At 59.6% G+C, this 4995-nt stretch carries 5 protein-coding genes; 2 read left to right on the top strand and 3 right to left on the bottom strand.

Going from position 1 to position 4995, the window contains the following annotated elements; translation table 11 throughout:
- Window positions 1–73: 73 nt before the first annotated feature.
- From ACE04F_RS24845 to ACE04F_RS24835, 3 genes are all read right to left on the bottom strand, one after another.
- Complete coding sequence (locus ACE04F_RS24845; protein ID WP_305496282.1) at window positions 74–1549, bottom strand: inorganic phosphate transporter; 1476 nt, start codon at window positions 1547–1549, stop codon at window positions 74–76.
- A gap of 360 nt (window positions 1550–1909) precedes the next feature.
- The gene (locus ACE04F_RS24840; RefSeq protein ID WP_305496281.1) at window positions 1910–2110 is read right to left on the bottom strand and encodes a hypothetical protein; all 201 of its coding nucleotides are present in this window, start codon (window positions 2108–2110) and stop codon (window positions 1910–1912) included.
- 277 nt (window positions 2111–2387) lie between these two features.
- Window positions 2388–2648, bottom strand: coding sequence for a hypothetical protein (locus ACE04F_RS24835; RefSeq protein ID WP_486110338.1), 261 nt, complete (start codon window positions 2646–2648; stop codon window positions 2388–2390).
- A 16-nt stretch (window positions 2649–2664) separates the two neighbouring features.
- Here ACE04F_RS24835 and pcaR point away from each other — a divergent pair, with 16 nt between their 5' ends.
- Both pcaR and pcaK read left to right on the top strand, forming a co-directional pair.
- Window positions 2665–3507, top strand: a complete 843-nt coding sequence (gene pcaR, locus ACE04F_RS24830) for a pca regulon transcriptional regulator PcaR (protein WP_305496280.1) — start codon at window positions 2665–2667, stop codon at window positions 3505–3507.
- A gap of 109 nt (window positions 3508–3616) precedes the next feature.
- A complete protein-coding gene (gene pcaK / locus ACE04F_RS24825) occupies window positions 3617–4963 on the top strand; it encodes a 4-hydroxybenzoate transporter PcaK (RefSeq protein WP_486110337.1) in 1347 nt (448 codons plus the stop codon).
- Window positions 4964–4995 lie beyond the last annotated feature (32 nt).

Here is a 4995-nt window from a genome sequence, read left to right as displayed (position 1 = left end):
ACACAGGAATTCAGGTGGAAATAAAAAAGGTGCGAACCGCAAGGAACGCACCTTTTTCACGAGCCGCTGAAACTCAGCTGCCGATAGCCTTCGACGCCAGCCAGAACAGTGCCGCCGACAGGCCCACCGTCGCTGGCAGGGTCAGCACCCAGGCCAGCAGGATGGTCTGGACCGTGCCGCCCTGCAGGCCGCTCTTGTTGGCCACCATCGTGCCCGCCACGCCGGAAGACAGCACGTGGGTGGTGGAAACCGGCAGGCTGAAGATATTTGCCGCGCCGATCATGCAGGCCGTGGTGATCTGCGCCGACATGCCTTGGGCGTAGGTCATGCCTTGCTTGCCGATCTTCTCGCCGATGGTCAGAACCACGCGCTTCCAGCCGACCATGGTGCCCAGGCCAAGTGCCAGGGCAACCGCCAGGATGACCCAGAACGGAGCGTATTCGGTGGTCGCGGTCAGGTCCTTGCGCAGCTTGTTCAGGTCGTCTTTCTCACGGGCTGCCAGGCCGGGCAACTTGCCGACTTTTTTCGCCGTGTCGTCCAGGCAAAGCAGGTAGCGGCGCACTTCGATGCGGCTTTCCGACGGCAGCGAATGGTAATCCGCCACGCCTTTAAGGGTGTCGAGCAGCGCATTGATGGTCGGTTCGGTCTGCTGCGGGTTGCAGCGGAATTTCTCCGGCAGGTCGCCTTCGACGCTCTTGCCCAAGGCCAGGAATTCACCCAGCGACTCGTTGTTGCGCTTGTAGAACTGGCTCAGGTGCAGCGTCGCGTCGCGAGTGCGCTCGATCTGGTAGGTGGTGCTGTTCAAGTCGAGGACGAATTGCGCAGGCACGATACCGATCAATACCAGCATGATCAGGCCGATGCCTTTCTGGCCATCGTTGGAGCCGTGGACGAAGCTGACGGCCATGGCGGAAATCACCAGTACCAGGCGATTCCAGAACGGCGGGTGCTTCTTGTCGTCGATCTTGCGGCGCTGTTCCGGCGTCTTGTGCATCTTCGACAGCGGCCGCCACCATTTCAGGCTGAGCAACACCAGGGCCGCGATCAGGAAACCGGCCATGGGCGAGAACACCAGCGAGGCGCCGATATCGATCGCTTTCTGCCAGTTCACCCCGTCGGCCAACGGAATATCGTTGATCAGCGCATTGGCCAGACCCACGCCGAGGATCGAGCCGATCAACGTATGGGAACTGGACGCCGGGATACCGAAGTACCACGTGCCGAGGTTCCAGGTGATGGCCGCCGCGAGCAGCGAGAACACCATGGCCAAGCCGTGTCCGGTGTTCACATTGATCAGCAGCTCCACGGGCAATAGGTGAACGATGGCATACGCCACCCCCACGCCACCCAGCAGTACGCCGAGGAAATTGAACACACCGGAAAAGAACACCGCCAGGTGGGGCGGCATGGCTTTGGTGTAGATAACAGTGGCAACCGCGTTAGCGGTGTCATGAAAGCCGTTGATGAACTCGAAGGCGAGGACAAAAGCCAGGGCGAGCAAGAGGCTCACAAGCACCCAAGCATCCAGTCCGCTGAATAAATCGATCATGAAGGTTTTCTGACCCGGTCATAAGGGGGCGCGATTATGCCAGAAAACCACGTTAATCGATGCATCGCCTGCTCATCGGTAACATTCTTCAACGAAATAATCGGCAGGAAGCGGCGCGGCCCCGGCTTTTGATTGGCGCGCGCAACCCTTTGATTCCGTATGGAAAGCCCAGCAAACAAGGTCCTGCGCAGGGCGCAAAGGGGCTCGGAACGGTCGTATGAAATATCGGAAAAGAAAATCGATGATGAATGCTCGCCGACCGATGGCGGAGAGAATGACAGCCCGCTTTTGGCGGGCCCTCGCTGCCAGTGTCCGGCCTGGGTGTGACCGGACACGCTACAAAACATCAGGCTTGGTGAATCATTCTTCCTCGGCCTTGAGTTCTTTTTCCATCTTTTGCAGTTCCTGGCTGAACGCCTGGTCCTGAACAGTGGCGCGTTTGCGCCAGGGTTTGCGTTCTGGTTCAGGTTGCGCGGCGTAGGTGGTGATTTCCCCGCCGTAAACTTCCTTGTAACGTTGTTCCTGGCGCTCAAGTTCCGCGCGCAGTTCGTCTTTCGTCACATGATTACCTAATGAATTTGAAATTGATCTGGTGATACGCACTGCATGTAGACGATGCAGACGGCCACGGCACCAGAGCTGATAGCTGACGTAGCATCAGGGTTTCGCATATTGCCGATACGGGAGACGCGGCCATGGGTGCTTCGTGCACCGACTGCCGACACCACATAGTGCCTGCGAGCGGAGTCGATCGATTGGTCGATCCGCCAACTGGCGCATTATAACGGTCCGCCACAATAACACTAGCCAAGTTAAAGTACCGGATTACCGATGTGAATCAATATTTCATAGCTGTTGCTAGTTGTGCGCCACGTATCACAAGTGTCGATATGCTGACGTCATTTTCATATGACAAGTTCAGTATTCTTTGTCGCTGCTCAAGTCGGTCGTCCAGGCTGCTTGCCGAAAAGTCGCAAACTCCAGCAAGAATAGCGCGCGCCTGCTGATTGCGATTATCGATCGCCGGTTCGATAATCGCACGGTGTTGATGGGCCGACACTTGTCTGTCCATCGAGCAGCCGCTTGTAATAGCCGTCATTCCGGGAGAACCAGAGATGAACGACCAATTGCGCAACGCCTTCACTTCCGTAGCGCCGCCGATCGTCGCTTCGCCGGCCAAGCGGATCCAGGCCCTGACCGGTGACCCCGACTTCATGACGTCGTTGGCCCGTGGACTGGCTGTGGTCCAGGCATTCCAAGAGCGCAAGCGGCATCTGACCATCGCCCAGATCAGCCACCGCACCGAGATTCCCCGCGCAGCCGTGAGGCGCTGCTTGCACACCCTGATCAAGCTTGGTTATGCCACCACCGACGGGCGTACCTATTCGCTGCTGCCTAAAGTGCTGACCCTGGGCCATGCCTATCTGTCATCGACACCGCTGGCAGTTTCTGCACAACCGTACCTGGACCGCATGAGCGAACAGCTGCACGAGGCCTGCAACATGGCGACGCTCGAAGGCGATGACATCCTTTACATCGCCCGGTCGGCCACGACTCAGAGGCTGATTTCGGTGGACCTGTCCGTCGGTGGCCGCCTGCCTGCCTATTGCACGTCGATGGGCCGGATCCTGCTGGCGGCACTGGATGACGCGTCGCTGCGCGATTATCTCGAGCATGCCGACCTGCAGGCCAAGACCAGTCGCACCCTGCACACGCCCGAGGCGTTGCTCGAATGCCTGCAACAGGTCCGGCAGCAGGGTTGGTGCATTGTCGATCAGGAACTGGAACAGGGCCTGCGCTCGATTGCCGTGCCGGTATACGATGCTTCGGGCCAGGTGGTGGCAGCCTTGAACGTCAGCACCCATGCCGGACGGGTCAGCCGCAACGAGCTGGAACAGCGCTTTTTGCCTGGCCTGCTCGGGGCCAGCCGGGACCTGAGCGCGCAACTGTTTACTTAAGCTGTTCGATAAACGCACACACTCCGCTTCGGTGAATTGACGGTATTTGCCCGGGCTCATTAATGTCGCGCAGCGTCATCTGGCGTTTCTTGCGTGGAATAAAAATAAAATGAACCAGCCCCAGACCTCCGTAGGCACCTGCCTCGATGTGCAGTCCTTCATCAATGCCCAGCCCATTTCTCGTTACCAATGGCGAGTGGTCATTCTCTGTTTCCTGATCGTTTTCCTCGATGGCCTCGACACCGCGGCCATGGGATTCATCGCCCCGGCGCTTTCCCAGGATTGGGGCATCAATCGAGCCAGCCTTGGCCCGGTGATGAGCGCAGCGCTGATCGGCATGGTGTTCGGCGCGCTGGGTTCCGGTCCATTGGCCGACCGTTTCGGACGGAAAATCGTATTGGTGGGGGCGGTCGTGTTGTTTGGCGCTTTCAGCCTGGCGTCAGCCTTCTGTACCAACGTCGACCAGCTGCTGGTGCTGCGTTTCCTGACCGGTCTGGGACTGGGGGCCGGGATGCCGAACGCCACGACCTTGCTGTCGGAGTACACCCCGGAACGCAAGAAGTCCTTGTTGGTCACCAGCATGTTCTGCGGCTTCAACCTGGGTATGGCCGGCGGCGGTTTCATTTCCGCCAAGTTGATCCCGGCGTTCGGCTGGCATAGCTTGCTGCTGATCGGTGGGGTGCTGCCATTGATTCTGGCAGTGGTGCTGGTGTTCTGGCTTCCGGAGTCGGCGCGTTACCTGGTGGTGCGTAACCGTGGCACCGACAAGGTGCGCAAGACCCTGGCGCCGATCGACCCGCCGACCATCGCCCAGGCGGCCAGCTTCAGCGTGCCCGAACAAAACACCGTAAAAGCGCGCAACGTGCTGGCGGTGATCTTTTCCAGTACCTACAGCGCCGGCACCTTGTTGTTGTGGCTGACGTATTTCATGGGGCTGGTGATCGTCTATCTGCTGACCAGTTGGCTGCCGACGCTGATGCGCGACAGCGGCGCGAGCATGGAGCAGGCGGCGCTCATCGGCGCGCTGTTTCAGTTTGGCGGCGTATTGAGTGCCGTCGGGGTGGGTTGGGCGATGGACCGCTTCAATCCGCACAAGGTCATCGGTATTTTCTACCTGATGGCCGGGGTGTTTGCCTACGCAGTGGGGCAGAGCCTGGGCAACATTACCTTGCTCGCCACCCTGGTGCTGGTGGCCGGCATGTGCGTCAACGGCGCGCAATCGGCGATGCCGTCCCTGGCGGCGCGCTTCTACCCAACCCAGGGCCGGGCCACCGGGGTGTCGTGGATGCTGGGCATCGGCCGGTTCGGCGCGATTCTTGGCGCGTGGATGGGCGCGACGTTGTTGGGGTTGGGCTGGAACTTCGAACAGGTCCTGACCGCGCTGGTGATTCCAGCGGCATTGGCGACCACGGCGGTGGTTATCAAGGGCATGGTCAGCCATGCGGATGCGACCTGACTTTTTCGCTAAACCTGGATCCGCACCTGTGG

This window comes from Pseudomonas sp. AGC41 (assembly GCF_057334555.1).
This window is presented reverse-complemented; position numbering and strand designations above follow the sequence as displayed.

Excerpts from the sequence above, each read along its gene's own strand:
- ACE04F_RS24845 (WP_305496282.1), bottom strand. The coding sequence starts at position 1,549 with ATGATCGATTTATTCAGCGGACTGGATGCTTGGGTGCTTGTGAGCCTC.
- ACE04F_RS24835 (WP_486110338.1), bottom strand. The coding sequence starts at position 2,648 with ATGACGGCTATTACAAGCGGCTGCTCGATGGACAGACAAGTGTCGGCC.
- pcaR (WP_305496280.1), top strand. The coding sequence starts at position 2,665 with ATGAACGACCAATTGCGCAACGCCTTCACTTCCGTAGCGCCGCCGATC.
- pcaK (WP_486110337.1), top strand. The coding sequence starts at position 3,617 with ATGAACCAGCCCCAGACCTCCGTAGGCACCTGCCTCGATGTGCAGTCC.